Source organism: Rossellomorea aquimaris TF-12 (assembly GCF_001648555.1).
GTDB lineage: Bacteria > Bacillota > Bacilli > Bacillales > Bacillaceae_B > Rossellomorea > Rossellomorea aquimaris.
Window position 1 is genome coordinate 91,931 of record NZ_LQXM01000029.1, and the last position, 26,114, is coordinate 118,044.

29 protein-coding genes and 1 other RNA gene are annotated in these 26,114 nt (G+C 35.0%); 22 read left to right on the forward strand and 8 right to left on the reverse strand.

Annotated elements, in window-relative coordinates; translation table 11 throughout:
- Positions 1 to 259 precede the first annotated feature (259 nt).
- Positions 260 to 1,516, reverse strand: coding sequence for a helix-turn-helix domain-containing protein (locus IQI_RS13950; RefSeq protein ID WP_064093267.1), 1,257 nt, complete (start codon positions 1,514 to 1,516; stop codon positions 260 to 262).
- A gap of 371 nt (positions 1,517 to 1,887) precedes the next feature.
- Between IQI_RS13950 and IQI_RS13955 the strand changes: the two genes are divergently transcribed.
- On the forward strand, positions 1,888 to 2,904 hold the full coding sequence (locus IQI_RS13955; RefSeq protein WP_064093268.1) for a threonine aldolase family protein: 1,017 nt from the start codon (positions 1,888 to 1,890) through the stop codon (positions 2,902 to 2,904).
- A 409-nt stretch (positions 2,905 to 3,313) separates the two neighbouring features.
- Here IQI_RS13955 and IQI_RS13960 read toward each other — a convergent pair whose 3' ends face one another.
- A complete protein-coding gene (locus tag IQI_RS13960) occupies positions 3,314 to 3,640 on the reverse strand; it encodes a YckD family protein (RefSeq protein WP_197489755.1) in 327 nt (108 codons plus the stop codon).
- A 130-nt stretch (positions 3,641 to 3,770) separates the two neighbouring features.
- Here IQI_RS13960 and IQI_RS13965 point away from each other — a divergent pair, with 130 nt between their 5' ends.
- The 13 genes from IQI_RS13965 to IQI_RS14030 all read left to right on the forward strand — a co-directional run bounded on the left by IQI_RS13965 (position 3,771) and on the right by IQI_RS14030 (position 16,285).
- Positions 3,771 to 4,175, forward strand: coding sequence for a sporulation protein (locus tag IQI_RS13965; protein WP_064093269.1), 405 nt, complete (start codon positions 3,771 to 3,773; stop codon positions 4,173 to 4,175).
- 239 nt (positions 4,176 to 4,414) lie between these two features.
- Entirely contained in the window at positions 4,415 to 6,154 is a 1,740-nt protein-coding gene (locus tag IQI_RS13970; RefSeq protein WP_064093270.1) for a carbon starvation CstA family protein, read from the forward strand.
- A gap of 541 nt (positions 6,155 to 6,695) precedes the next feature.
- A complete protein-coding gene (locus tag IQI_RS13980) occupies positions 6,696 to 6,953 on the forward strand; it encodes a cory-CC-star protein (RefSeq protein ID WP_156509936.1) in 258 nt (85 codons plus the stop codon).
- Between the two features lie 27 nt (positions 6,954 to 6,980).
- On the forward strand, positions 6,981 to 7,928 hold the full coding sequence (locus IQI_RS13985) for an ArsA family ATPase (RefSeq protein WP_064093272.1): 948 nt from the start codon (positions 6,981 to 6,983) through the stop codon (positions 7,926 to 7,928).
- Entirely contained in the window at positions 7,929 to 9,185 is a 1,257-nt protein-coding gene (locus tag IQI_RS13990) for a M24 family metallopeptidase (protein ID WP_064093273.1), read from the forward strand.
- Between the two features lie 484 nt (positions 9,186 to 9,669).
- Positions 9,670 to 9,930: a metal-sensitive transcriptional regulator gene (locus tag IQI_RS13995; RefSeq protein ID WP_064093274.1), complete on the forward strand. Its 261-nt coding sequence runs from the start codon at positions 9,670 to 9,672 to the stop codon at positions 9,928 to 9,930.
- An 86-nt stretch (positions 9,931 to 10,016) separates the two neighbouring features.
- On the forward strand, positions 10,017 to 10,244 hold the full coding sequence (locus tag IQI_RS14000; RefSeq protein WP_064093275.1) for a sulfurtransferase TusA family protein: 228 nt from the start codon (positions 10,017 to 10,019) through the stop codon (positions 10,242 to 10,244).
- Between the two features lie 52 nt (positions 10,245 to 10,296).
- On the forward strand, positions 10,297 to 10,776 hold the full coding sequence (locus IQI_RS14005) for a DsrE/DsrF/DrsH-like family protein (protein ID WP_064093276.1): 480 nt from the start codon (positions 10,297 to 10,299) through the stop codon (positions 10,774 to 10,776).
- 48 nt (positions 10,777 to 10,824) lie between these two features.
- A complete protein-coding gene (locus IQI_RS14010) occupies positions 10,825 to 11,397 on the forward strand; it encodes a sulfurtransferase TusA family protein (RefSeq protein ID WP_064093277.1) in 573 nt (190 codons plus the stop codon).
- 38 nt (positions 11,398 to 11,435) lie between these two features.
- Complete coding sequence (locus tag IQI_RS14015) at positions 11,436 to 12,563, forward strand: MBL fold metallo-hydrolase (RefSeq protein ID WP_064093278.1); 1,128 nt, start codon at positions 11,436 to 11,438, stop codon at positions 12,561 to 12,563.
- 86 nt (positions 12,564 to 12,649) lie between these two features.
- Positions 12,650 to 13,426 (forward strand): sulfite exporter TauE/SafE family protein, encoded by a 777-nt coding sequence (locus tag IQI_RS14020; protein ID WP_064093279.1) that lies wholly within the window; start codon positions 12,650 to 12,652, stop codon positions 13,424 to 13,426.
- Between the two features lie 259 nt (positions 13,427 to 13,685).
- A complete protein-coding gene (locus tag IQI_RS14025) occupies positions 13,686 to 15,143 on the forward strand; it encodes a PAS domain-containing sensor histidine kinase (protein WP_064093280.1) in 1,458 nt (485 codons plus the stop codon).
- Positions 15,144 to 15,364: 221 nt separating this feature from the next.
- A complete protein-coding gene (locus IQI_RS14030) occupies positions 15,365 to 16,285 on the forward strand; it encodes a DUF1002 domain-containing protein (RefSeq protein ID WP_064093281.1) in 921 nt (306 codons plus the stop codon).
- Between the two features lie 37 nt (positions 16,286 to 16,322).
- Here the strand turns inward: IQI_RS14030 and IQI_RS14035 are convergent, their stop codons facing one another.
- Positions 16,323 to 17,723 (reverse strand): sensor histidine kinase, encoded by a 1,401-nt coding sequence (locus IQI_RS14035; protein ID WP_064093282.1) that lies wholly within the window; start codon positions 17,721 to 17,723, stop codon positions 16,323 to 16,325.
- Positions 17,720 to 18,406: a response regulator transcription factor gene (locus IQI_RS14040; RefSeq protein WP_064093283.1), complete on the reverse strand. Its 687-nt coding sequence runs from the start codon at positions 18,404 to 18,406 to the stop codon at positions 17,720 to 17,722. Before IQI_RS14040 ends, IQI_RS14035 begins: the two co-directional genes overlap by 4 nt.
- A gap of 204 nt (positions 18,407 to 18,610) precedes the next feature.
- Here IQI_RS14040 and IQI_RS14045 point away from each other — a divergent pair, with 204 nt between their 5' ends.
- From IQI_RS14045 to IQI_RS14060, 4 genes are all read left to right on the forward strand, one after another.
- Positions 18,611 to 18,970 (forward strand): rhodanese-like domain-containing protein, encoded by a 360-nt coding sequence (locus IQI_RS14045; RefSeq protein ID WP_064093284.1) that lies wholly within the window; start codon positions 18,611 to 18,613, stop codon positions 18,968 to 18,970.
- Positions 18,971 to 19,003: 33 nt separating this feature from the next.
- Complete coding sequence (locus IQI_RS14050) at positions 19,004 to 19,300, forward strand: rhodanese-like domain-containing protein (RefSeq protein ID WP_064093285.1); 297 nt, start codon at positions 19,004 to 19,006, stop codon at positions 19,298 to 19,300.
- Between the two features lie 153 nt (positions 19,301 to 19,453).
- Positions 19,454 to 20,581, forward strand: coding sequence for an MBL fold metallo-hydrolase (locus tag IQI_RS14055; protein WP_064093286.1), 1,128 nt, complete (start codon positions 19,454 to 19,456; stop codon positions 20,579 to 20,581).
- A gap of 134 nt (positions 20,582 to 20,715) precedes the next feature.
- On the forward strand, positions 20,716 to 21,072 hold the full coding sequence (locus IQI_RS14060) for a YidH family protein (RefSeq protein WP_064093287.1): 357 nt from the start codon (positions 20,716 to 20,718) through the stop codon (positions 21,070 to 21,072).
- 161 nt (positions 21,073 to 21,233) lie between these two features.
- Here the strand turns inward: IQI_RS14060 and IQI_RS14065 are convergent, their stop codons facing one another.
- Positions 21,234 to 21,497, reverse strand: coding sequence for a hypothetical protein (locus tag IQI_RS14065; RefSeq protein ID WP_231893427.1), 264 nt, complete (start codon positions 21,495 to 21,497; stop codon positions 21,234 to 21,236).
- 214 nt (positions 21,498 to 21,711) lie between these two features.
- Here IQI_RS14065 and IQI_RS14070 point away from each other — a divergent pair, with 214 nt between their 5' ends.
- On the forward strand, positions 21,712 to 22,596 hold the full coding sequence (locus tag IQI_RS14070) for an NAD(P)-dependent oxidoreductase (RefSeq protein WP_064093288.1): 885 nt from the start codon (positions 21,712 to 21,714) through the stop codon (positions 22,594 to 22,596).
- A 38-nt stretch (positions 22,597 to 22,634) separates the two neighbouring features.
- On the opposite strand, the gene IQI_RS14075 is transcribed toward IQI_RS14070, so the two are convergent.
- Entirely contained in the window at positions 22,635 to 23,261 is a 627-nt protein-coding gene (locus IQI_RS14075; protein ID WP_082892727.1) for a peroxiredoxin, read from the reverse strand.
- 415 nt (positions 23,262 to 23,676) lie between these two features.
- Here IQI_RS14075 and IQI_RS14085 point away from each other — a divergent pair, with 415 nt between their 5' ends.
- The gene (locus tag IQI_RS14085; RefSeq protein WP_064093291.1) at positions 23,677 to 24,201 is read left to right on the forward strand and encodes a type 1 glutamine amidotransferase domain-containing protein; all 525 of its coding nucleotides are present in this window, start codon (positions 23,677 to 23,679) and stop codon (positions 24,199 to 24,201) included.
- Positions 24,202 to 24,296: 95 nt separating this feature from the next.
- Here IQI_RS14085 and IQI_RS14090 read toward each other — a convergent pair whose 3' ends face one another.
- Positions 24,297 to 24,587, reverse strand: coding sequence for a phage holin family protein (locus IQI_RS14090; RefSeq protein ID WP_231893428.1), 291 nt, complete (start codon positions 24,585 to 24,587; stop codon positions 24,297 to 24,299).
- Positions 24,588 to 24,797: 210 nt separating this feature from the next.
- Here IQI_RS14090 and IQI_RS14095 point away from each other — a divergent pair, with 210 nt between their 5' ends.
- Both IQI_RS14095 and ssrS read left to right on the forward strand, forming a co-directional pair.
- Positions 24,798 to 25,235 (forward strand): peptidylprolyl isomerase, encoded by a 438-nt coding sequence (locus IQI_RS14095; RefSeq protein ID WP_064093292.1) that lies wholly within the window; start codon positions 24,798 to 24,800, stop codon positions 25,233 to 25,235.
- An 86-nt stretch (positions 25,236 to 25,321) separates the two neighbouring features.
- A non-coding RNA gene (ssrS, locus tag IQI_RS14100) (6S RNA) lies at positions 25,322 to 25,509 on the forward strand.
- Between the two features lie 298 nt (positions 25,510 to 25,807).
- On the opposite strand, the gene IQI_RS14105 is transcribed toward ssrS, so the two are convergent.
- Positions 25,808 to 26,104, reverse strand: a complete 297-nt coding sequence (locus tag IQI_RS14105) for a DUF948 domain-containing protein (RefSeq protein WP_064093293.1) — start codon at positions 26,102 to 26,104, stop codon at positions 25,808 to 25,810.
- Positions 26,105 to 26,114: the final 10 nt, after the last annotated feature.

The window sequence follows — 26,114 nt, forward strand, 5'->3', positions numbered from 1 at the left end:
GAATTAATAGCTCTGAGCTTTTCTTGTGTGTGAGTTAATCTGAGAGTTCGGATGATATTTAGCTTGTTATTTTAAATTTTCCCCACAGTAACTGAAATACTTACATTATTGTTTACAGTCTTTAATGTGGATTATAATTTACTGCTAAACGGCGGGAAGTCTTCTTCTGGTGAGTTGATGACAACAACTCCCGCTAGTGCCATTGCAGTTAAGCTAGTTACAATCAATAGCTTCTTAAACTTTTTCATTTCATCACCTCCTAAAGTGAAAGCATATCTTCATAAATGGAATTGGCTTCATTTAAATGAAATGCAGCTTTTTTATATTTTCTGGCTTGCTGGTAATAATGTCCGAACAGTTTCGAGTATTCTGCGTAAAGAAGCGAATTCCCATTCTTTTTATAAAATGGTAATGAATAATCCTCCATAAATGATTCAAATCCTTTTGGGAAGTCATTTAAAGCATATTGATAGTATGATAATTGATAGAATTTTTCTGGGTAAACCTCTTTTGAACAAAGTTTAAGCCCCTCCGATAACCATGAGCCAACATGTGAGAAGTGATTTTTTTTATAATATTCTTTTACTAATGATAAGATGGAATTTAGTCTACCTTCAATATCACATTCTTTCAGTTGAATGCTCCGTGTGTAATGTTCAATGGCTTCTTCACTCTTATTCATGCCAGATTTTAAATAGCCCAGATTCTGTTCTACCTTGGCATGTAAACTAGTGTAATGGATAGACTGACTAATCATATTGGACCATTCATAATGCTTTAAAGCCTCTTCGTTATATCGAATTCTTCTAAAACAGATTCCTAACAACAAATGTACCTCAGCGCATCTTTTTTGAAAGTACACACCTTGAAAAATAGACAAGGATTGTTCACCATAATATATAGCGAGTCGATACTGATGAAGTCGGGTTAGGACTAAACTAAACAAATAATACAAATCTGCCCGTTCATCTTCATTAATAACATTACCAAGTACATAATAATTTTCTGCTTCTTTTAATTCATCTCTTGCCTTGTCATGATTTTGAAGTAAATAATAATAATTCCCTTTATATTTATGATAATAAAACTTTAATTTATCAGATAATTCTTTATAATTCGATTGGATTTCCACTATGAATTTAGATGCAAAGTTCATTTCTGAATGAATTAAATGAAATCGAATACAAAGCACTTTGTAAAATAATTGTGGCATCAATTCATCCGTATGTTCTAAACTCTCTTTTATCTTATTATGTATGGATTCTGCTTCTTTAAGATTGTTCCAGAGTAAAGATTGATTCCATTGGTCTAGTTGCTTGCTTAAATCGTTTTGGTTGTGCAGTAAACTAGATACTCCTAACCGAGAACATAGGAGCTGAATAATGTCATTAGAAGGAGTTATTTGATTGTTTTCAAGTTTTGAGAGGTACGATACTGATATAATTCCCTTTGAAAGATCTTCTTGTGTTAACTTTTTTCTAAGACGATGGTAGCGGATTTTTGCACCAATGGTCATTTCCTCTGTCTCCTCTATATGGTGTTACCCTTTATTTCAGTAATTTAATGAAGTAATTAACTAAAATAGTATCACAAAAAAAGGTGAAATGTTTAGAATATTCCTATAATTATATTTTTTGTAGGTATATTGTATTGTGTTTTTGGGGGCGTTCATTACTTTTGACATTTGTTTTGATGATGACCTTATGAGTCAATCCTCATCCACTTCAATCTTCACTCATACTCTAGAGTTTATGAATGCTCTTTTCGCAAAGATTGTTGTTTACAATAACATAATAGAGAGAGCTATGACGAAAAGTTCGTACAAGGATAAAAAATCATAGTTTGTTATACTATGGTCATTATGATTTATTAGAGGAGGTAGAAGAGATGATAGATTTAAGAAGCGATACAGTTACAAAACCTACAGAAGAAATGAGGTTAGCTTCATATCGTGCAGAAGTAGGAGACGACATTTATGGAGAGGATCCAACGGTTCGAAATCTTGAAGAAAAAGCGGCATCTATTTTAGGGAAGGAAGATGCACTGTTCGTTACAAGTGGTACGCAAGGTAATCAAATTGCTGTTTTAACCCATACGAGACCTGGTAATGAAATTCTATTAGAAGAGAACTCTCATATATTTTATTATGAATCCGGGGCTGTTGCAGCTTTGGCCGGTGTTCAAACACGAACACTTCCTGGTGTAAAAGGAGCGATGGATCCAGCAAATGTAGAAGCTTCCATTCGTGTAGAAGATCAGCATTTTCCAGAAACAGGATTAATATGCTTAGAGAACACCCACAATCGCGCAGGAGGAGCAATTATTTCTCCTCAAAATATGGAAGCTATATATTCTATTGGGAAAGAATATTCAATTCCAGTTCATGTAGATGGGGCACGGTTATTTAATGCAGCAAGTGCAAGTGGACGAGATGTTAAAGATTTCACAATTCATTGCGATACAGTGCAAATTTGCTTGTCAAAAGGATTAGGTGCACCTGTTGGCTCTATTATCGCAGGAGATAAAAATTTTATTAAAAGAGCTAGAAAATGGAGAAAGAGGTTAGGCGGAGGCTTAAGACAAGTAGGGATAATTGCAGCCCCGGGACTTGTAGCACTTACAACGATGAGAGAACGGTTGGAAGAAGATCATCAAAAAGCCAAAATTCTACAGGAAGCTCTTCAAAACTGTAAAGGGATCGAAGTCATAAATGATGTAGATACGAATATTGTTGTGGCAGATGTAAAGAACAGGGGAATCTCAGCAGAACAGTTTGTAATTCAACTAAAAGAAATGGGCGTATTGGCTGTTTCGTTTGGTCCAACATCAGTTCGGTTTACAACTCATTATGATGTTTCAATGAATCAAATAAAAGAAGTAGTGAAAATCCTTCAAAAAATGTAATAAATGATTTACATTTAATGATCTGCTTTTATCTATGAAATAAGCAAACTCCTTGGAGAAATAATGAACGATACAGTATTTTTGTGATAGATTTTCGAATGCTTTTAAGAATAGCAATACATAAGGCTCTTTTTTTGTTGCTTTTTAAGGTTAGAGTGGTGGTTGATTGCAGTTCAAGAGAGTTAGAGTGGTGGTCTATTTTTGCTTGATAATTAGAAATCCTGTCTATAAAAAAATGTTTTCTGTCACCATTAAGCACACACTAGTTGACAGAGCCTTATGTAGACCTAACATTTGAAAACAACATTCTTTGCGGTATGAGCCTTATAAAAAAATAAAAGGCTAATCCTACTTCATATAAAGAGGATTAGCCTTTTTGAAAAAATTAGTTGAAGCATTTATCAATAGGTTATTGATTGGAATCTTGTTTCAATTTTCCATGATGTGGATGCCATCTCATCATAAAATCATTTTCCTTTAATTTTTCATGCTTTTTTTCCAGCATTTTTAACATGGTATCACCTTGTTCTTTTGTGAAAACACCATATTCCACATATTTATTAATGAGTTCCTTTTTCGTTGCCAGCATTTCATCATGTAGTTTACTTAACTCTGATTTTTGCTCTTCAGTTAGCTTTACTTGGGGGTTTTGCTGCTCTCCCTCAGCTGTGGCGAAAGACCCTATGCCAAGGCTCATAATAAAGACAACTAAAATGGATAAAAAAACTTTTCGCATGAGTAATCCCTTCCTTTCTAATTTTCTCTGATATTCTTTCCGGATATTTAGCAGAATATGTATGAGTGGACGAATAAGATAGAAACTTGATACCATTATGACAAATCAATGATTGAAAGGTGCTAATAAAATGATAAAACAGTTTTTATCAAGCATTGGAATTGGACATGTAAAAGTGGATACGATTGTTCGTAATCCTAAAATCTCTCAAGGAGATGTGATAGAAGGGGAAGTAGTGTTACAAGGAGGTATGGCAGATCAACCCATCAACAATATACAACTCCTATTACTTCTTAAATATGAGGAAGATAAACAAGATAGCGACTTTTGTTTTCATGAAAGGGAAATTGAAACCATCATCTTAAACAAAATTGGTACAATTCATGCAGGTGAAGAAAAGAAGGTTTCCTTTCAATTTCCTACCCAGCATGACCACCCGCTAACTTCTGATGCAAACCAAACAGTCTTAAGAACAACTGTCGATATTCCACAAGCAGTCGACCCAACTGATGAAGATAGTATTATCGTTCGATAATGCTTGTTTTTACAAATTTATTTATGAACCCTACAGACTGATTCTTTAAGAATCAGTCTGTTTTTATTTTTCATGAATAATAAGTACCTTAGGGTTTTTGATTGAAGATGAGTGAATGTTCTTATTGAAATCAATACCAACGAATTGTAAGATAAAGTAAGCGTGTACATTCAAAATATTCAGAATTCATAAGTTTGTTTTGTGTACAGGCAAAAAAGCTATAGTTAAGGAGGAGTTTTATGGGTGGAATATGGTTGGCTATTATTGGTGGGATTGTGTTCTTTTTAGGATATCGGTATTATTCCAAACTTATTGCGGAACGAGTATACCGATTAGATCCAAATTACGTTACACCTGCTCATCAATATAAAGATGGTGTCGATTTTGTACCAACGAATAAGTTTGTTTTGTGGGGACATCACTTTACATCAGTAGCAGGTGCAGCTCCGATTGTTGGTCCAGCGATAGCAGTATACTGGGGATGGCTCCCAGCCTTCTTATGGGTAATATTAGGTACTGTTTTTGCTGCGGGTGTACATGATTTTGGTACTTTGGTTCTTTCCGTTAGAAATAAGGGGCAATCTGTTGGTTCGTTAGCAAATAAGTTAATTGGGAAAAGGGCAAAAGTTTTATTTCTGTTCATCATCTTAATACTTGTATTAATGGTAAATGCGGTCTTTGCATGGGTTATTGCAAATTTATTTATTACGTTCCCTGCAAGTGTACTTTCTGTCTTTATTCAAATCCCATTAGCTGTATGGATAGGACATGCCGTTTATAAACGGAATGGAAGTATGCTGTTACCTTCAATTGTTGCTCTTGCAGTGATGTATTTATCTGCAATAATTGCTAGTCGTGTAGGATTTCTCCAAATCGATCTAGTTAAATATTTCGGAGGGCAGGATGCAACTGGGGTGTTTGGATTAAGTACGACCAGCATGGCGTTCTTTGTATGGATCATCATTTTAATGATCTACGTATACATAGCTTCTACTTTGCCGGTTTGGAAGCTTCTGCAACCAAGAGATTATATAAATTCTCACCAATTAATTGTTGGACTGGGGTTATTATATTTAGGGCTATTATTTACTAATCCGGAAATTACAGCTCCTATGACCAATAGCTCAGCAGACGTATCCTGGTTCCCACTATTGTTTATCACAATAGCTTGTGGTGCAATTTCAGGATTTCATGGCTTAGTATCGTCAGGAACTTCATCCAAACAGTTAAATAATGAAACAGATGCACGATTTGTTGGGTATTTAGGTGCAGTAGGGGAAGGGGCATTAGCGCTTATTGCGATAATAGCTTGTATTACCTTCTTCCCAAATGTCGAGGAATTTCAAGCCACATATAGTGGATTTGCTGCTGCAAGCGGAGCTGGTTTGGGTGTTTTCATTAAAGGAGCTGGCCAGCTTGCAACGGGCGTTGGAATACCAGCTGATATAGCAGCGACCATTGTATCTGTTATTATCGTAAGTTTTGCAGCAACTACTCTAGATTCTTCCGTGCGATTAATGCGTTACATTATTGCCGAACTTGGTGAAGAGTACAATGTAAAGAAATTGACGAATACCCATGTAGCTACTTCAATTGCAGTAGTTTCCAGTGCTGCTTTAACTTTATTACCTCAAGGACCTAAAGGATTTGGTTCAGGTGGGTATCTGCTTTGGCCATTATTTGGAACTTCAAATCAGTTACTAGCTGGAATAAGTTTGCTTTTAATTACTATTTGGCTTAAACGACAAGGAAGGAATTATATTGCTACGTTGATTCCAATGCTCTTCCTTATGTTTATGACCTTGTGGGCAATGATTCATCAGGTAGTATTCGAGTGGTCAGGTTTCGGGGAGTCCGAAGGTAACATGCTTTTATTTATATTTGGTAGCATTATCTTGATTTTCACCTTATGGATATTGATTACAGCAGCTTCCACTCTTGGAAAGAAGAATGATGATCATACTCAATTTACGGCTTAGGAATTAATGTAATAGGTGACCAAAGTTATCTAAAGGGGCTTTCAACTATTTCATGTATTCTTTGATTGTTGCCGATGAAAAAAAGTGAAGAAGGATATTCCTTCACTTTTTTTCATTTTGTTAAATGAGGGAGGAGTGTCTATATGATAGAAATCATGATGATTCGTTCGGAGCTTGAAGTAGGAATGGGATGATGTGGAGGTATTAGTGGTGACGGGTTCATCACAATGGATCAAGATTTCTCACATCATGACCAGGAAAGAAAATCTCTTGCAAACTTATATTGCGAAACGATAGATAAGTATGAAGAGCACGTTTCAATGATGTATTGTGATCCTAGAAATGTGTTTACCATTCTCTTTTATCTAATTAAACACGTAGTTAATAAAAACATTACAATGTTAAGTGCATTGAAGAATCTCTTGTTTTGCATAAAGAGACAATCGGTATTCATAAACGGTTTATATATTGAAGAGTTAAAAGATTACCATTCTACTATTCAGAATTTGATAGAAGGGAGGAGATAGAATTGGATTCATCTTTGAAGAATAAACTGAAAAGGATAATCGAACTGTATGATGATATGATTCGACTTCCTCACAAAACGGAGATTGCAAGAGAACTTAGAGATGAAGATGATTTATTTTTACTACTGTTATACTCTGAAATGATTGGATTACCAAACCCTGTTTTCTATTATACTTTAGAGCTTTATCCTTATATGATTGAAAAATTCCATGAATGGCATCTAAGGATGGGTATGGAACATTCTCCTTTGGATGGAATGAGATGCTGTTAATGAAGAATCGAAAAAGGCGGTTTTAAAATGCTTGAACTAGAACACTCCATTATTTTTGTAGGTGGGAAGGGGGGAGTGGGTAAATCCACAACTGCTTCTGCACTTGCATTAATGTATGCAAAAATGGGAAAGAAAACTCTTATCATTTCAACCGATCCAGCTCACAACCTAGGAGATATATTTCATCAAGAATTAAATGGGAAGAAAACATTATTACTTGAAAACTTATGGGGGATTGAAATTAACCCTGAATCAGAAACAAAACAATATATTAAAGAAGTAAAGAGTAATTTAAAGGGGATGATAAAATCCAAAATGGTTGATGAAGTTCATCGCCAAATAGACATGGCTTCTTCAGCACCAGGGGCCGAGGAAGCTGCATTATTTGATCGAATGGTTTCAATCATATTAGAAGAAAATCTGCATTTTGATAAAATGATCTTTGATACAGCACCAACCGGCCACACTATTCGACTCTTGACCTTACCAGAGTTAATGGGAGTATGGATGGATGGGATGCTTGAAAGAAGAAAGAAAACCAACCATAACTATACACAACTATTAAATGATGGTGAACCTGTTGAAGACCCAATCTATGAAGTTCTTCAAAAAAGGAGAGAGAGATTTGCAAAGGTGCGCAGTATTCTCTTAAATAAAAAAGAGACGAGGTTTCTGTTCGTATTAATTCCTGAGCGACTCCCTATCCTGGAAACGGAAAAAGCAGTAGAGTTAATGTCCAAACATGGATTAGATATCCAAAGTCTAATAGTAAATAAAGTCCTTCCCGATGAAGCGGATGGTTTATTCCTCAAAAAAAGAAAAGAGCAAGAAAAGGATTACATACAGTTAATGGAAAAGAAATTCAAGAAGCAAGAATTGTATAAGGTACCTTTATTAGAGGAAGATATATGTTCAATGAAGCATTTAGAATCCATTGTTCACTATTTGAAAAAGGAAGTGCTAGGAGGGGTATAAGTGAGAGGAAATATTAATAGTGTGGATTTACCTTCCATTTTACCTTTGAAAAAGAGGGAAGAAACTCAAAATCGTTGGTTATTTCATCGTCTAAATACTTTATTACCCCAATTAATGAAGAAGAATAATCTTCATATGTGGATTGTAGTGGGAAGAGAATATAACGAAGACCCTGTATTAAAAACTCTGTATCCTTCATCCATCGATGGTTCAAGAAGACTAACCATTCTTGTATTTTATTTAAATGAAGATGATCACTTGAAACGATGCGTTATCCATCCTAATCCAAGTTTCGAACCTTTTTATGAGCGCATATGGGAACAAGAATACGACCAATGGGAGTCATTAAGAAGAGTAGTCGAAAAGGTGAACCCTAATTCAATTGGGTTAAATTACTCACACTCTCTTGCAGCTTGTGATGGATTAAGTCATTCCCACTTTGAACATTTGAGTATGGTGTTAGATGAGTTTACTGACAAATTTGTTAGTGCCCAAAATGTAATAATCGATTGGCTTTCGATTAGAAGTAGAAAAGAAATGATTGCTTATCCAATGATTGCAGAATTAGCAAGGGGGCTAGCTGAAGAAGCTTTATCAAATGCAGTTATACATCCAGGTATATCAACAACTGAAGATGTTGTAGATTGGATTCGTCAGAGAGTGCTCGATTTAGGAATTGAAACCTCCTTTTTCCCAACCGTTGATATTCAAAGAAGGGGTTCTGATAGGGACAGATTAGAAGGGGAAATCATTAGACAAGGTGATATCATTCATCTCGATTTTGGGATCCAGTATTTAGGACTCTCCACAGATACACAACAGTTGGCCTATGTTTTAGAGACTGGTGAAAAGGAACCCCCAGCAGGAATTCAAGATGCATTTAAAACGGCATTACGATTCGAAGATCTTCTATCAAATGAGATGAAAGCCGGTAGAACAGGAAACGAAGTATTTAAAAGAGCAAAGGCGAAAGCAAGAGAAGAAGAGATAGAGGCTATGATTTATTCTCATCCTCTAGGAGTTCATTGTCACGAAACTGGAGCAGTAATCGGTTTATATGATCATCAAGATGAAGTTCCCATTCGAGGAGATCTACCTTTAACATCGAATACTATTTATGCCATGGAATTTAATATTAAGCAATTTATTCCAGAATGGAACCAATTTGTCCCCATATATTTAGAAGAACCTGTGGCATTAATAAATGACAAAGTAGAATTTATGGCAAAAAGACAAACCACATTTTATCTTATTTAGTGATTATGTTTACAGTGGGGTATAAAAGAGTACAGTAGATGTCTTGATTCTCACTTACTCTTTTATATTGGCTTTCGGAAATTTTGTTGCTTTTGATATAGCGAATAGTGGCTGATTGTTATTGCATCGTGGCGTGAATTGGTCCTCCTTTGTCCTGCGGGGTCTCACTATCTAGCACCGGGCCTTAAGGCTCGTAGTCATAAGTCAATTCTGCCAAATAGGGAAAGCGCCTTTCCGACAGAATCGGCGTATGCTTGTCGACCCTGGTCAAAGCCCTCGTGCCGAAGCGAAGTATTCACCCTCACCATCTAGGACATATTTGTTGAACCATTAATAGACAACATGCTTTGCTAAAAGAGTCTTCATATTAGACTAAGGGAAATATATACGAAAAGAAATTTTAAAATACCCCTTGACTTAATACCTAGTAGGGTATATTATTGTGAATGTAGCAAGAAAACAACAGCCAATTGGAGGTGTCTTTATGGAATACAATACTCAAGTTAAGAATCGAATAAAACGTGTTGAAGGGCAGCTCCGAGGAATATTAAGAATGATGGAGCAAGGAGAAGATTGTAAAGATGTGATCTCCCAGCTATCAGCTGCAAAAACCGCTCTTGACCGTTCCGTAGGCTTAATTGTTAGTTTAAATCTTGTTGAATGCGTAAAAGATTCAAGAGAATCGGGAGAAAATACCGAGGAATTAGTAAAGGAAGCGGTAAATTTATTAGTGAAAAGTAGATAACTAAAAGTATTGACAACTTTTTTTATATCCTTTAGTATACCCTTATAGGTATTTTATTGATACTAACTATTTAGGAGGAATTATAAATGAACGCAGATAAAATTTTAGACGCAAAAGGGCTAGCTTGTCCGATGCCAATCGTTAAAACACGAAAAGCAATTAAGGAAATTGAAGCAGGACAAATTCTTGAAGTACAAACAACTGATAAAGGTGCCAAAAGTGATTTAACAGCATGGGCAAAATCAACAGGACATGAATTGATTGACTCAACAGAAGAAAATAACGTATTTACATTCTGGATTAAAAAAGGCTAAATTTTTTTGAGGGGAAACATACCCCTTATAGTATATAGGAGGAGAAAAACTAATGTCAGAAACAAAATCAACTAATATTATTCTTTTTAGCGGAGATTACGATAAAGCCATGGCAGCTTATATTATTGCAAATGGTGCTGCGGCATATGATCATGAAGTAACCATTTTTCACACTTTCTGGGGACTAAATGCTTTAAGAAAAGAAGAAATGGTCCCAGTGAAAAAAGGATTTATGGAAAAAATGTTCGGGAAAATGATGCCACGTGGCGCAGATAAACTAGGTCTATCAAACATGAACTTCATGGGAATGGGTCCTAAAATGATTAAAGGTGTAATGAAAAAACACAATGCAATGCCTTTGCCAGATTTGATTGAAATGGCTAAAGAACAAGATGTGAAGTTAGTAGCATGTACAATGACGATGGATTTACTAGGACTTGATAAAGATGAATTGCATGATGAAATAGAATATGCAGGAGTAGCTGCATATTTAGCAGATGCTGAAAATGGAAATGTAAACTTATTCATCTAAATTTTTTTAAATGAAAATATACCCTATGTGGTAATCGGAGGTATTTGAATGAATACTATTGAATCAAATTTCTTATTAGATGCAAAAGGATTAGCATGTCCAATGCCAATCGTAAAAACAAAAAAAGCAATCAATAACTTAGAAGCAGGTCAAGTGATCGAAATTCAGGCAACGGATAAAGGTTCTAAAGCTGACCTTGAAGCTTGGGCAAGAAGTGCAGGGCATGATTATCTAGGAACAGTTGAAGAAGGCGATGTGTTAAAGCATTTTATTCGCAAATCAAGTGGCGAAGATACAGCAGAAAGAAAACATGAAGCAGTAATAGATAATGATGAACTAGCCAGCAAACTTAATGATGATCAAGTAATTGTTTTAGATGTAAGGGAAAAAGCAGAATATGCCTTTAAACATATTCCAGGTGCTGTTTCTATTCCATTAGGAGAGCTTGAAAGTCGTTCAAATGAACTTGATAAAGATAAGAACATTTATGTAGTCTGTCGTACAGGTAATCGCAGTGATATGGCAGCTCAGCAATTAGCTGAAAAAGGATTTTCCAACGTCATCAATGTCGTTCCAGGCATGAGTGAATGGTCTTTTGATGTTGAATCGGATGTTAAGTAATTTAGTGAAAAAATGATTACAAATCGGAGGTTAGAGTTATGGCAGTTAGACCAATGAAGTCAAAAGAAGTAGCACAAAAAGTAACGAAAAAAGAAAGTCTATTTATTTTAGATGTTCGAAATGAAGATGCATTTCAGGATTGGAAAATTGAAGGAGAAAACTTCAACTATTTAAACATTCCGTACTTTGATCTTTTGGATGGAGTAGAAGAAATTTTAGATCAGCTACCAAACGATAAAGAGATTCTTGTTGTTTGTGCTAAGGAAGGATCATCTATCATGGTAGCAGAGATGCTTTCTGATGAAGGAAAAGATGTATCCTATCTTGAAGGCGGAATGAAATCTTGGAGCGAACACTTAGAGCCTGTTAAGGTTGGGGATTTGACCAATGGTGGAGAACTGTATCAGTTTGTAAGATTAGGAAAAGGATGCCTATCTTACATGGTTGTATCTGAAGGAGAAGCGGCTATTGTAGATGCGACTCGTATGACAGATGTATTTGTTAATTTTGCAAAAGAAAAAGATGTAAAAATTACACATGTATTCGATACTCACTTGCATGCTGATCACATTTCTGGAGGAAGAAAAATCTCAGAAGTGACAAATGCAACCTATTGGCTACCACCAAAAGATGCTGAGGAAGTTACGTTTAAATATTCAGCTTTAGAGGATGGAAATAATGTGAAGGTAGGGAACACAACAATCGATATTAATGCCTTATATTCACCTGGACATACGATTGGTTCTACATCCTTTGTTGTTGATGAAAAATATTTATTATCAGGTGATATATTATTTATCGATAGTATTGGCCGCCCGGATTTAGCTGGAAAAGCTGAAGACTGGGTAGCAGATTTAAGAGAAAGTTTATATTCACGCTACAAAAAGCTGTCAATGGAACTAGTTGTCCTTCCGGCTCACTTTATGATAATGGATGAGCTAAATGATGATGGTTCTGTTGGTGAAAAACTAGGAAAACTATTTGATAAAAATCACGGTTTAAATATTGATAACGAAGAAGAGTTTAGAAAGCTTGTTTCTGAAAACTTACCTCCACAACCGAATGCATATCAAGAAATCCGTGAAACAAACATGGGTAAAATCACTCCTGATGAAGAGAAACAACGTGAAATGGAAATTGGACCTAATCGTTGTGCCGTGCGTTAAGAGGAGTTGTAAGAAAAAATAGAGCATTTAACAAAATGGGAACCTATGAAATTGGTTCCCATTTTCATAGAAGGGGGAGTTAACAAATGGATTTGGCTTTTATTATAACCATTTTTCTCATCGGATTTATTGGATCTTATATATCAGGAATGGTGGGTATCGGAGGTAGCATCATTAAATATCCAATGTTACTTTATATCCCGCCATTGTTAGGAGTAGCCACTTTTTCTGCACATGAAGTATCTGGTATTAGTGCAGTTCAAGTATTCTTTGCTACACTTGGTGGCGTATGGGCATACCGTAAAGGTGGCTACCTAAATAAGAAACTTATCACTTACATGGGTGTAAGTATTTTAATAGGTAGTTTCGTCGGAGGATATGGATCTAAGTTTATGAGTGAAGCTGGAATAAATATTGTTTATGGTATTCTTGCGCTAATTGCAGCAATCATGATGTTTATTCCTAAAAAAGGTATTGACGACATTAAATTAGATGAAGTTTCGTTTAATAAATGGTTAGCAGCAGGACTTGCTTTAATTGTTGGTGTAGGTGCTGGTATTGTAGGAGCAGCCGGTGCTTTCCTATTAGTACCGATTATGCTTGTAGTACTGAAGATTCCAACACGAATGACAATTGCCTCTTCACTTGCTATCACATTGATATCGTCGATCGGCTCAACTATAGGGAAAATTACAACTGGGCAAGTAGATTATTTGCCTGCCATGATTATGGTAGTAGCGAGTCTAATTGCTTCGCCACTAGGAGCAATGGCAGGGAAGAAAATGAATACGAAAATATTACAAATGATTCTTGCGATTTTAATTTTAGGTACAGCTATAAAGATCTGGATCGACATTTTGTAAAAATCTAAAATGAAGGAAAGTGCTTGGCTATCTTTTCCTATCTAAGACTCTAGTTTTCTTTAATAAGAACAGTAGAGAACCTGGATGGAGGTGGTAGCTAAGCACTTTTTTGATTAGACTTTTATAAAAATTTTTGAATTATAGCCGATAAAATAAAGAAATTTCTGATTTTTTAAAAAGTCTTATGCAAAATAGTGAATTTTATGTAGAATAGTATATAAAGGTAATTTTAGTACTTTGGTAGGGAGGAGAGAAAACATTGTCTGATGAAGCTCAACGGAAGAAATGTCAATTATATGAATATATAAACCAAAAGCTTCAATCTAATCAAATCTCATTTACAAGTAATGCTGATGGTTTATTTGTTTTTGATCTAGATGGAACAATTATTTATACAAATGAATCGTGTCAACAGATCTCAGGACTTACTCCAAGCCAATTACAACACAAAAACTTCAAAGAGTTCTTACCCCAAAGGTTTTTACCCTCCACCATCAATCATTTTTCACAAGTTACAGAAGGAAGTATTCAAAATTTTGACTTGAAAATATATCATAAAGCAGGATATCCAGTTGAATTAAATATGACGCTATTCCCTGTTGAAGCTTGCAATGAAATTATTGGAGTTTATGGAATTGCTAAAAATATTTCTTCCATTAAATCAAACGAAGAACAACTAAAAAATAAAGAAGAGCTATATAGAAGAATGGTTGAACTATCTCCCGATACAGTAATGATTAATCGTAATGGAGTTTGCCTATACATTAATGACACAGGAGTAAAACTATTAAAGGCGAAGGATAAAAACGAGGTTATCAATAGAAATCTCTTGGATTTTATTCATCCTGATTTTAAAGATCAAGTATTGAAAAGGATAAACGTTTTAAATAAGGGGGAGTCTGTTTTACCACAAGCAGAAAAGCTAATTTGTTTGGATGGTACCGAAGTGGATGTAGAAGTAAAGGCCATTCCTACATATTTTGAAAATAAGCTGGCTTCCCATGTGATCATTCGTGATTTATCCGAAAGAAAAATAACAGAGGAACTGATGATTAGATCAGAGAAATTGTCTGTGGCTGGTCAACTAGCAGCAGGAATTGCCCATGAAATTAGAAATCCTATCACATCTATAAAAGGATTTATTCAATTAATGAAGCATGAGAGTTCCCCTAAGGAGTATTACTTTGATGTCATCACTTCTGAAATGAGCAGAATTGAACTGATCTTAAATGAATTACTTGCTTTGGCAAAACCTAAAGTGTCAGACATGAAGGAAATTGATTTATTAGTATTGATTCAACATGTTGTCACTTTGATTAATACAGATGCCATAATGAAGAACATTGAGATTATTTATAAATATGAAAAGCATACCTGTATCATCATTTGTGACGAAAACCAAATGAAGCAAGTATTTATTAACTTTATTAAAAATGCACTTGAAGCGATGGACGTCGGTGGAAAAGTAATGATTGAACTAGAAGAGGTTAACAATGAAATCTTCATCCGTTTCATTGATGAAGGTAGTGGAATTCCAAAAGAGGTATTAAGTCGGATTGGAGAACCTTTTTTTACAACCAAATCGAATGGTACAGGATTAGGTATTATGGTTAGTAAGCAAATTGTCGAAAATCATTTTGGGAAGGTAAATATTTCTAGTAATTCAAATGGTACATGTGTAGAAGTAGTGTTACCTCTTCCAGTATTAAGTCGATAAAGCTAAGGTAGGTAATGTACCTTCAGTTTTATGTTTTTATTCTGATTAGAATATAGAAACTCATTTTGATATAATAGTGAAAAGGTTAAGGTTATGTGACGCATGCAAATTTTTTTCGTCTAATAGTATAATAGAAAAAGTTCATGCATTCTACTATAATGTTTTTTGTGTGGACTTTTTAATGGTTCGTCTTTAATGATAAAACAAAAGGGAGTTCGACTATGAAAAAAAACTTAAGTATAATCATGCTTTTTTCACTATTGTTTAGCATCTTTACAGGATCAAATGTTTATGCATCGGATCACGATAGTATAAACGAAAAGTTCGGCTTACCAATTGTAGTGTACGGTGAGACACTTTCAGCTGATCAGAAAGAAAAAGTACAAGAAAAATTAGACATTCATCCAGGTGATCAAGTTGAAGAATTTACTGCCACAGGAGAAGACCTTGTAAATTATATTGAAGGTGAGAACAGAAATGCCAGAATGTTTTCTTCTGCAAAAATAACCAGACATGAAAAAGGAGAAGGCTTAACAGTAGACATTGTAACACCTGAAAATATTACAGAAGTGACCAATTCAATGTATGCAAATGCTTTATTAACAGCAGGTGTAGAAAATGCAACCGTAGAAGTCGCTTCCCCGGTCAAAGTGAGTGGACACTCCGCTTTAGTAGGGATTTATAAAGCATATGATGTAAGTGGAGAGAAGCTTGATACAGTTCGGATGGAAGTAGCAAATGAAGAACTAAATGTAGCTACTGAACTTGCAAAAGAAGCAGGGATTGACAAAGAGAAGGTCAGTGAATTATTAACAGAAATTAAGAAGGAAATTGCTGAGCAAAATCCTGCTACTAAAGAAGAAGTAGAAAAGATTGTAGAAGAAAAGTTGAAAAGCATGAATATTGAATTAAGTCCCGAGGATAGACAACTTTTAATTGATTTATTTGAGAAGATGAGATCACTGGATATTAATTTTGATAACGTTCAACAGCAACTTGAAGATTTAACAAAAGATATTCAAACAACGATAAAAAACCTTGTAAATGATGAAGGTTTTGGGCAAAAGGTATCGGATTTCTTTAGTGGATTATTAGAAGCAATAGCTAATTTCTTTAAAGCGATAAAAAATTTATTCTCCTAAATAAAAATCCTGAGACAGCATGCTGTCTCAGGATTTTTTATTCGAATAATGGAAATGAAAGATAGACCGTTGTTCCTTTTCCCTCTGTACTATCTAATTTCAAAGTGCCATTGTGTTTGTTCATGATTTCTTTCGCTATGGATAAACCTAGTCCATAACCGCCAGTATCTCTTGTTCTTGAAAGGTCTGATCGATAAAACCTTTCGCCAATTTGTGATAATGACTTAGCTGGGATTCCAATTCCCTTATCCTGAATTTCCACAACAGCTTGCCTGTTTGATTCATAGGTTTGTATATGGATCCTACTGTTTGTGCTGGAGTATTTTATTGCATTATCTAATACATTATAAAAAACCTGTAAAATACGGTTCGGGTCACCATCGATAATCAATTCCTCATCAAGCTTATGATGAAGCTGAATGCTCTTTGACTGTGCAAGTGGATTCATTAGGGTGATAGAATCCATAATGAGCTGCGATAAAACAACCGGTTCCTTTTCTAATGAGAAGGAGGAGTCTTCAAGCTTGTTTAACTCTAACAATTCAGTAATTAATTTTTGCATTCGCACAGCTTCATTTTGAATGAGGTGTAAACTCTCCTCTATTTCACTGGGATTGGTTTGAATTTTATCTGTTAATGCTCTTGCATAGCCGCCAATATAAGTAAGGGGTGTACGTAACTCATGTGCTACATTGGAAAGGAATTGCCTCTTACGAATCTCCTGATGTTGAAGGGAATCCACCATGCTATTAAAAGTTATAGCCAACTCTTCCATTTCGTCATCCGTTTTGACATTCAGTCTTTCACTAAAATCACCACGAGCTACTTTATTAGAAAACATTTGCATTTCTGCTACTGGCTTAAAAAGGGACCGTAAGGATGTATGAATGATAATATAAAGAATAAAATAGAAAATCAGCCCAGTTAGAACTAAAATAGGTATTCCTTTACTAAATACTTCAGTCATTTCTGCTAAGGGGGTGTAAATGAATAAATACCCCATATTCTTTTCTTCGTTCATAAGTGGAAAAATAGCTCCGATTACATTCCGATTAAATTCATTTACATAGCCTTCTTTTATTACATAATGACCTTCAGCTAATTGAGTTCTATCAGACTTAGTTAGGAAAGTTTGATGATTAATGTCATAAGGAAAACTATTAACTAATTCTTCAAGATTATCGTTTACAGTTACCTCGTAAGGAGATATGACATTATACCAAAGAATCTTATCTTTTACATTTCCACTAACATCACCATAGTGATAATGATCTGCTGTCCGTTGCCCTTGGTAGAGAAGGGATTGTTTTACAGTTCCAATATAAAGGTCCTTGTAAAGAAAATGAATAAACAGAAACGAAAAAACAATAGTGAAAAATAGAGTAATCAATAATAGTAGGGATACTTTCTTCCGTAACGAATAATTTCGAATCTTCATGACTTATCCTCAAATTTATACCCGAGGCCCCATACAGTTTCAATTAAATTTCCATGGTTCTTTAATTTAATACGTAAAGTTTTTATGTGTGTATCAACTGTTCGGTCGCTACCGGTATAATCATTCCCCCAAATTTGGTTTAAAAGCTGTTCCCGTGTATAGACCCTTCCTTTATTACGAGCTAGAAAAAGAAATAATTCGTATTCTTTCAAAGTTAATCGTAATGAAATGTCATGAATGCTAACCGTTCTGGAAGAAAGGTTGAACGTAACTGGTCCAAACTCTTCAGTCATGGACTGTTGTTCTTTTGGTAAGCCATATGACCTTCTTAGAATCCCTTCAACCCTAGCTAATAGCTCATCAGGATTAAAAGGCTTGACCATATAATCATCACTTCCAAGCTTTAGACCAGTCACTTTATCGTAATCATCACCTTTTGCTGATAAGAATATAAAAGGGGTATCACTTGTTTGACGAACTTCTTTGAGCAACTGAAAACCGTCCATGAAAGGCATCATAATATCAACAATCATTAAATCAACTTGCATTTTACTATGAATTTCAAGGGCTTTTATTCCATTTTCAGCCTGGAGGCAAACATAGTTTTCTTTATTTAAGTAAAGGGATAACAATCGTCTCATTTCCGGCTCATCATCTACTATGAGTACGCGCCACGTTTTCATATTCATACTCTCCTAACAATCAGTCTTAAATGTGTATTTTGACTATATTATAATGGATAAACGTGAAGTTTTTGTGTAGAAATGAATTTACCAAAAAAAATTCAACAGATACACAACCATATCTGAAGGAAATATAAACGTTGACAAAATACCCATATAGGTATATATTGAGGGTAACAGATTTTTTAAAAGAGGTGCTTAGATTTGGAATTTTTAGGATTGATCATTCTTGCCGTTTTTATACTTTTATATGTAATGAAAATGAAGCCAGGAAAGAATAGCAATCAAATATCAACAACTGAATTAAGAAAACTATTAGGAGATCCCAACATACAATTTATTGATGTGAGAACACAAGGTGAATTTAAACAAAATCATATAAAAGGTTTTAAAAATATCCCTCTACAAACTATTTCTAGGGGCTCTGAAAAATTATCCAAAGAAAAAGACGTTATCGTTATTTGTCAAAGTGGAATGAGAAGTGCGCAAGCTAGTAAAATTTTAACAAAGTCAGGATTTTCCTCAGTAATAAACGTAAAAGGTGGAATGAACTCCTGGAACTAACAAAGAATATGCAAAGTGTTAGGAGAGAGAGCAATGAAAACAGTCACAGTAAATGAAGTTAATGAAAAGCTACTTTTAGGTGAATCTCTAAATATTTTAGATGTAAGAGAAGTGGCTGAAGTGCAAAAAGAAAAGATTCCTTCTGCAGTGAATATTCCACTAAGATTATTGGAGTTTCGAATGAATGAATTGGACAAAAAGAAGCAGTATTATGTGATTTGTCAATCTGGTGGTAGAAGCAGTCAAGCCGTTCAATTTCTTGAGTATCAAGGGTATAATGTTATAAATATTAATGGTGGAATGCTTGATTGGAATGGAAGCATTGAATAAATAAAAAAGGGAACAGTACACTTGTATTGTTCCTTTTGATTTAGATGGGAAAAAAGACTCAATTTAGATACCCCTATCCCTATGTGGTTTGAAATTTGATTTTAAGGATAATGTACATTAATAAGGAAAAAATATTTCTAGGAGGTTTTTATAATGAATAACAGTTTCAAAGAAATAACTGCCAAGGAGCTTACAAAGAAAATCATCAGAGGTGAATCACTTTTTATTCTAGATGTTAGACCGAAAGATGCGTTTGATGATTGGAAAGTAGAGGGGAAAAATGTAAAAATCATTAATGAACCATTTTCAAAATTGAAGGAAGACATTTCTACTATTAAAACAAAATTACCTCAGAATGATGAGATATATGTAATTTGTGCAAAGGGGAATTCCTCCACCAAAACAGCTCAAATGTTAGTAGATGCTGGAATGGAGAATATTTACTCTGTTGATGGGGGAATGGAAGCTTGGAGTGAATACCTAGAGCCCGTGAAAATTGGAGACGTTCAAGGAGGGTCACTATACCAATTTGTTCGAATAGGTAAAGGGTGTTTATCATATGCTATCGTTTCAAAAGGAGAAATTGTATTTGTAGATTCCAGTAGAATCACTGATCAATACAAAGAATTTGTTCGTACAAATAATGGAACGGTTACGGCTATACTAGATACTCACTTGCATGCCGATCATATATCTGGAGGCCCCAAACTAGCTCAGGAATATAACGTCCCTTATTATCTATCACCTAAAGATGCTGAAGAGGTACAATTCCCATATGAAAAGCTAACGAATGAGACAGAGATTAAAGTTGGAGAGACTTCAATAAAAGCAATCTATTCTCCTGGTCACACAATTGGAAGTACATCTTTTATTGTAGACGATCAATATCTACTAACTGGTGATATATTATTTATCGACTCAATCGGTCGTCCTGACTTAGCAGGGAAGGCAGAAGACTGGGTAGGGGATCTTCGTAAAACTTTATATTCCACATACAAAACCTTAAGAGAAGAATTATTGGTTTTACCGGCTCATTTTATGAGTATGAAGGAAATGAATAAAGATGGAAGTATCTCACACAAACTTGGTGATTTATATAAAGAAAATCATGGTTTAAATATTGAGGATAATAATGAATTCCGAAAAACTGTAACAGAAAATCTTCCTCCTCAACCAAATAGTTACGAGAAAATCAGAGAAACGAATATGGGGAAAATGATACCTGAAGAAGAAGAGAAACGAGAAATGGAAACGGGTCCTAACCGCTGTGCAGTCAGGTAAATGAGGGCCTTAGCTTAAATAAATGTGGAAATATATTTTGAAATGTTAATTGTTGGCCACGACTTTCAAAAGTCGTGGCCAATCAATAGAAATAATCTTCTTACAGAGCAATAAAGCAAGGAAGTGGAAACAGTATGAATGATACAAGTGAATTTAAATACATTCAGCAGCATTTAGCAAATGAACGAACTTTTTTAGCCTGGATTCGAACGGCAATTGCAATTATAGGAATTGGTTTTTTAACCACAAGCTTACATTATAATTCTCCTCAAAGTAATCCATTACAAGATAAAATATCCCTTGCCATTAGTGGAGTAAGTCTTATTATTGGTTTATCGGTAATTATAGGATCTACTATGAATTACTACCGGACAAGAAAACATATCAATTCTCAGACCTATACATCAGCAGATAAATTTGTGAAAATGGTTGCAGCTGTTGCCACCATCATATTACTATTTGTGACCATCTATTTTTTATCAATGAAATAAATGACTCTTTTTTGCTACTTTTTATGATCAAGATAGAAGTGAATAGTAGTGAACAGAGATGCTAATAGATAAATTTAGATTAAAAAAAATCCACTTGAGAAAAAGCCATATAAAAAAGGCTGAACATTAGAACGTTCTAGTGTTCAGCCTTTTTTAGTATCTTAGCTTTGTTTTTGTTCGTTATAATATTGAACAGAAGTCATTGCGCCTTCACTTACCATAGAGTTGTCTTCAATATTTGAGGGATCTGGATTTCCACCCTTCTCAACAGGTAAATCCTCTTTCTTTCTCTTTTTTAATTTTGTTACGACGCCTTCCTTCATGTTGTGTAAATGGTTTCTATTTTCTTTTGATGATAATATCAATCCTAGAGATCCGGCAGTTACTGTTGCTGCACTGACTAATAAAGTTTTATTCATTTTCATTTCTTATTCCTCCTATCATTTCATTACGATGACTCAGTTTGAATATTTCTTTGTTAGTACGTTATTTTCCCGGAGTACAAAAAATTAAACATGTAGATATATCTAAATATTGGAAATGGATGTATGAAGGAGCTCAGGAGAAAGAGAGATGATAATGGACAAAATCCTGCATCTAGTTGAAAATATATCTACGAAGAAAAGGAGGATGGATACTTTGACGAAATTTAAAGATGAAAAAGCAGTCATAGGTTTCATTGGAACTGGTGTAATGGGGAAAAGCATGGTCAGACATTTGCTCCTTGGAGGATACGAGGTGGTCATTTATAATCGAACAAAGAAAAAGGCCGAGGATTTACTAAAAGAAGGTGCAAATTGGGGGAGTACACCTAAGGATGTTGCAGAACGTTCACATATCATAATCACAATGGTAGGATATCCTTCAGATGTAGAGAATCTTTACCTTGGAGAGGAAGGAATCATACATAATTGCAAAACAGGTTGTATATTAATTGATATGACAACCTCATCTCCAACACTGGCTAGGAAAATACATAAAATCGGTTCAGAGAGAGGGATATTCACTTTAGATGCACCAGTATCAGGAGGAGATATAGGTGCTAGAGAAGGTAAGCTTTCCATTATGGTTGGAGGAGAACTTGAGCAATTTGAAAAAGTAAAACCACTTCTTAACCTGTTAGGTACAAACGTCATATATCAAGGGGAGTCGGGGGCTGGCCAACATACGAAGATGTGTAACCAAATCACCATTGCTTCCAATATGATTGGTGTGAGTGAAGCACTCGTATATGCTAAGAAGTCGGGATTGAATCCAGATACTGTATTAAAGAGTATTACTTCCGGGGCTGCTGGAAGCTGGTCTCTCTCTAATCTTGTACCAAGAATGATTCAAGAAGATTTCACTCCTGGTTTTTATGTTAAACATTTTATTAAAGACCTCAAAATTGCCTTGGAATCTGCTAAGGAAATGGGAATTAAAACTCCGGGATTAGAATTAGCCCTTTCTATGTATGAAGAGCTGGCTCTAAAAGGTGAAGAAAATAGTGGGACTCAAGCCATCATTAAACTCTTAGAAGAGTAATATAAAACCAGGACCAATTTATTTATTGGTTCCTGGTTTTATATTTTTCCTATTAAATCGGGATCCTTTTTTATTCCTGACTGATTTGGTAACCAGTTTGCAGGGATACCTGTTCCTGTTTGCCTGGCAAATTGAATCCCTTGTAAAATCCTTACTATTTCAAAGATATTCCTACCCATTTCAGGTGGATTGATCCACCTTGATGATATCATTCCATCTGGATCAATGATGATAGTAGCTCTAAATGTCGCACCAGTACGTTCGTTTAAAACATGGTAGGCTTTACTAATTTTATGATTTCTATCACTAATTAAAGGGAAAACGATTTTGGAAGCCGAGGGAGAAACTTCAGTAAATACTTTGTGTGAATAAACACTATCGGTGCTAATGGCAAGTACTTGGGCTTGTAGAGTTTGAAATTGAGAATAAATAGCAGCGACCGCTGCCAATTCAGTAGGTCAAACAAAAGTAAAATCACTCGAATAAAAAAATAACACAACCCAACTTCCTTTGTATTGATCTAAACTGACCCTTCCAATTTTATTCGATTGATTAAAATAAGCTTCCGCAGTAAAGGAAGGAGCAACATCATTTGTCTGGGCACAAAAAGGCAAAGCACAGACCGCTTCACATGAATGACAATGTATCCCACTTGAATCACCCATCAAATCACCTCTCTTTCTAAAAAAAATAATGCAACCATAACAATTCAGCATATGCAGATCGTTTAAGAGTTATGTATGAGGGACGGACCTCTATTATTGTTTGATTTACACATGTATTCATAGTTCTTATAGATATTGGAATAATAGAAGTAGGATGAAAAAAAACAATAGAATACGACTATATAGAGGTAAGGTGAGCTCCATGAAAAAAATATCATCTAAACAAATACAAGGCATAATATATTTGATGGGATCGTTCATGACAGTTGTTGCAATCGTTGTCTCATACTTTCAAACACAAACGATTATCAAAGCAATCAAAAAGTACAGTCCCTATAACTAAGTTAATTAGTTGCATTATTTGAACTAACCTTAGACAATGAACATTAGGAACAACAAACTAAGGAGTGAAAAAATGAAACTAAAAGATAAGAAGATTATTCAGCTTGTCAGTGGTGATTTCGAAGACTTAGAATTGTGGTACCCTGTGTTACGACTTCGTGAAGAAGGTGCAACAGTACATATTGTAGGGGAGAAGGCAGAGGAAGAGTATATTGGTAAATATGGTGTTCCTATAACATCTGAATATTCCTTTAAGGATATAAACCCTGAAGATTATGACGCCATTTTAGTACCTGGTGGATGGTCGCCAGATAAGTTACGTCGTTATGAAGATGTGATAAAATTGGTACAGTCTATGAATAAAGATAAGAAACCGATTGGACAGATTTGCCATGCTGGTTGGGTGCTTATCTCAGCTAAAATACTTGATGGAGTAAAAGTGACAAGTACTCCTGGTATCAAAGACGATATGGAAAATGCAGGAGCATCTTGGATAAATGAGCCAGTGGTAGTGGATGGTCATATTGTCTCTAGTCGTCGTCCCCCGGATCTACCTGATTATATGAGAGAATTCATCGACGTAATGGAGAAATCCTAAATGTAGGAGGACTGTATAGGAAGATGCTTTGGGAATTGCTCCCTGGAAAGGGAGTAAACAAGGCATCTTTTTTTTTAGTCTATTTTCTTCAAAATCTATTCTTCTCCTTTTTTAGGATCGTTTACTCTAGAAAAAAAAGTTTGTTTGATTGATTGATGGGTTGTTATAGCTGCGCCAGTCGCGATGAACCCATTGGCAATTCCATTAAGGTCAAACCCTAAATGCCATACACTTGCAGCTACCCCTACAAGGAGTAGAATCCATATTATCAACCAATCAGGAATACGAGGCGTTTTCTTTAAAACAAATCCCAATACCCATAGAGCTGGAACTAAAATGGTCAGTTGAGGATGTATCGCAATACCATTAAGCATTTCACCAATCATAGTGTTACCTCCTATCATGTACATTTTTTAAATCATTTATCTGTATTAGTATATGAAGGGAAGAGGAAAGGTGAATGGACAAGTGTATACAATCTGAAAAATCACATCAATATAGCTAAAATATGAAAGTTTGTTGTGTGAATAAAGTGACATTAGAAATGTACAATGATATTATATTGTTTGACCTTATTATGAAGAGGAGTGTTAAGTATGGCGAAAAAAGGATACATACAATTCCAAACAGGTGAAAAAATTGAATTTGATTTATTTCCAAATGAAGCACCTGGAACGGTTGAAAACTTCGAAAAATTAGCAAAAGAAGGCTTCTATGACGGACTTAACTTTCACCGTGTTATTCCGGGGTTTGTAAGTCAGGGTGGATGCCCAAATGGAAGTGGAATGGGTGGACCTGGATATACAATCAAGTGTGAAACTGAAGGAAATCCACATAAACATGAAGCTGGATCTCTATCAATGGCACATGCAGGAAAAGATACAGGCGGAAGTCAGTTCTTTATCGTACATGATCCACAGCCTCATCTAAACGGAGTTCATACTGTTTTCGGAAAAGTAACTTCTGGAATGGATATAGTTAATTCCATGCGTAATGGTGATGTAATGGAAAAAGTAGAAGTATTTGACGCATAAAATCAGTCATGAGAGAGGACGGACCTTTGTTAAAGGTCCGTCCCTCTTCACTTGAAATTGTTTAGAAGATGTTGTATTATACTAAATACAGGCTGCGTTGTACGTAATCATAACGAAGTTTTAACCTTTAAACTGTAATAGGGAGTTTTACATCGAAGTTGGAATGTCAAGCCTCCTCGATTGAGGACGACAGGAATACTTCTGCAAACACCCACTTTGAGGAGTGGTGGTTTAAAACTTTCTTATCTCAAATTACGGCAACTGTGGCTCTAAAAATGTTATTTAAGTCAGTACCATTGATGGTGCTGACTTTTTATCATTAAATAGTAAAAAACAGCGGTGAAAAGGGAAAGTGTCCTTTTACCGCTGTTTTTTTATTGAATTCAAGGCCCTTCCCGTCCGTACATGGTTAAGTGTCCCGCAACAAGCGAATGTTCGAGAAGGGCATAAATAAGTGTATCATGAGATGATCTTTTCTCCAAATCATGCTCTTAATACAACAACGAATTACCATAATATTATTATGTAAACTTATTTACTTGAGAAACATCCTAGATATAGGATGCTTCCTCTTATTTTTTCATACTCTTCATAAATTCTTTCAAAACATTAGGTGTTTGCTTTACTTCATTGATTGTATTTGTAATTGCCAACTTTTTATCTTCAATGTCCTCTTGTATTTCTACTTGAGTAGCTTGTAGTTGATTGGCTTCTGAATTAATTCCATCTATACTGTTTTGGATGTTTAGTACAGTTTGATTCATATTGTTGATCATTGGTCTCGTTGTTTTTAATGTTTGAATCAGCGTGAAACTTAATATGATAATACTGATCACCACTAACCCGATACTCGCATAGACAATCCACATATTCATCATC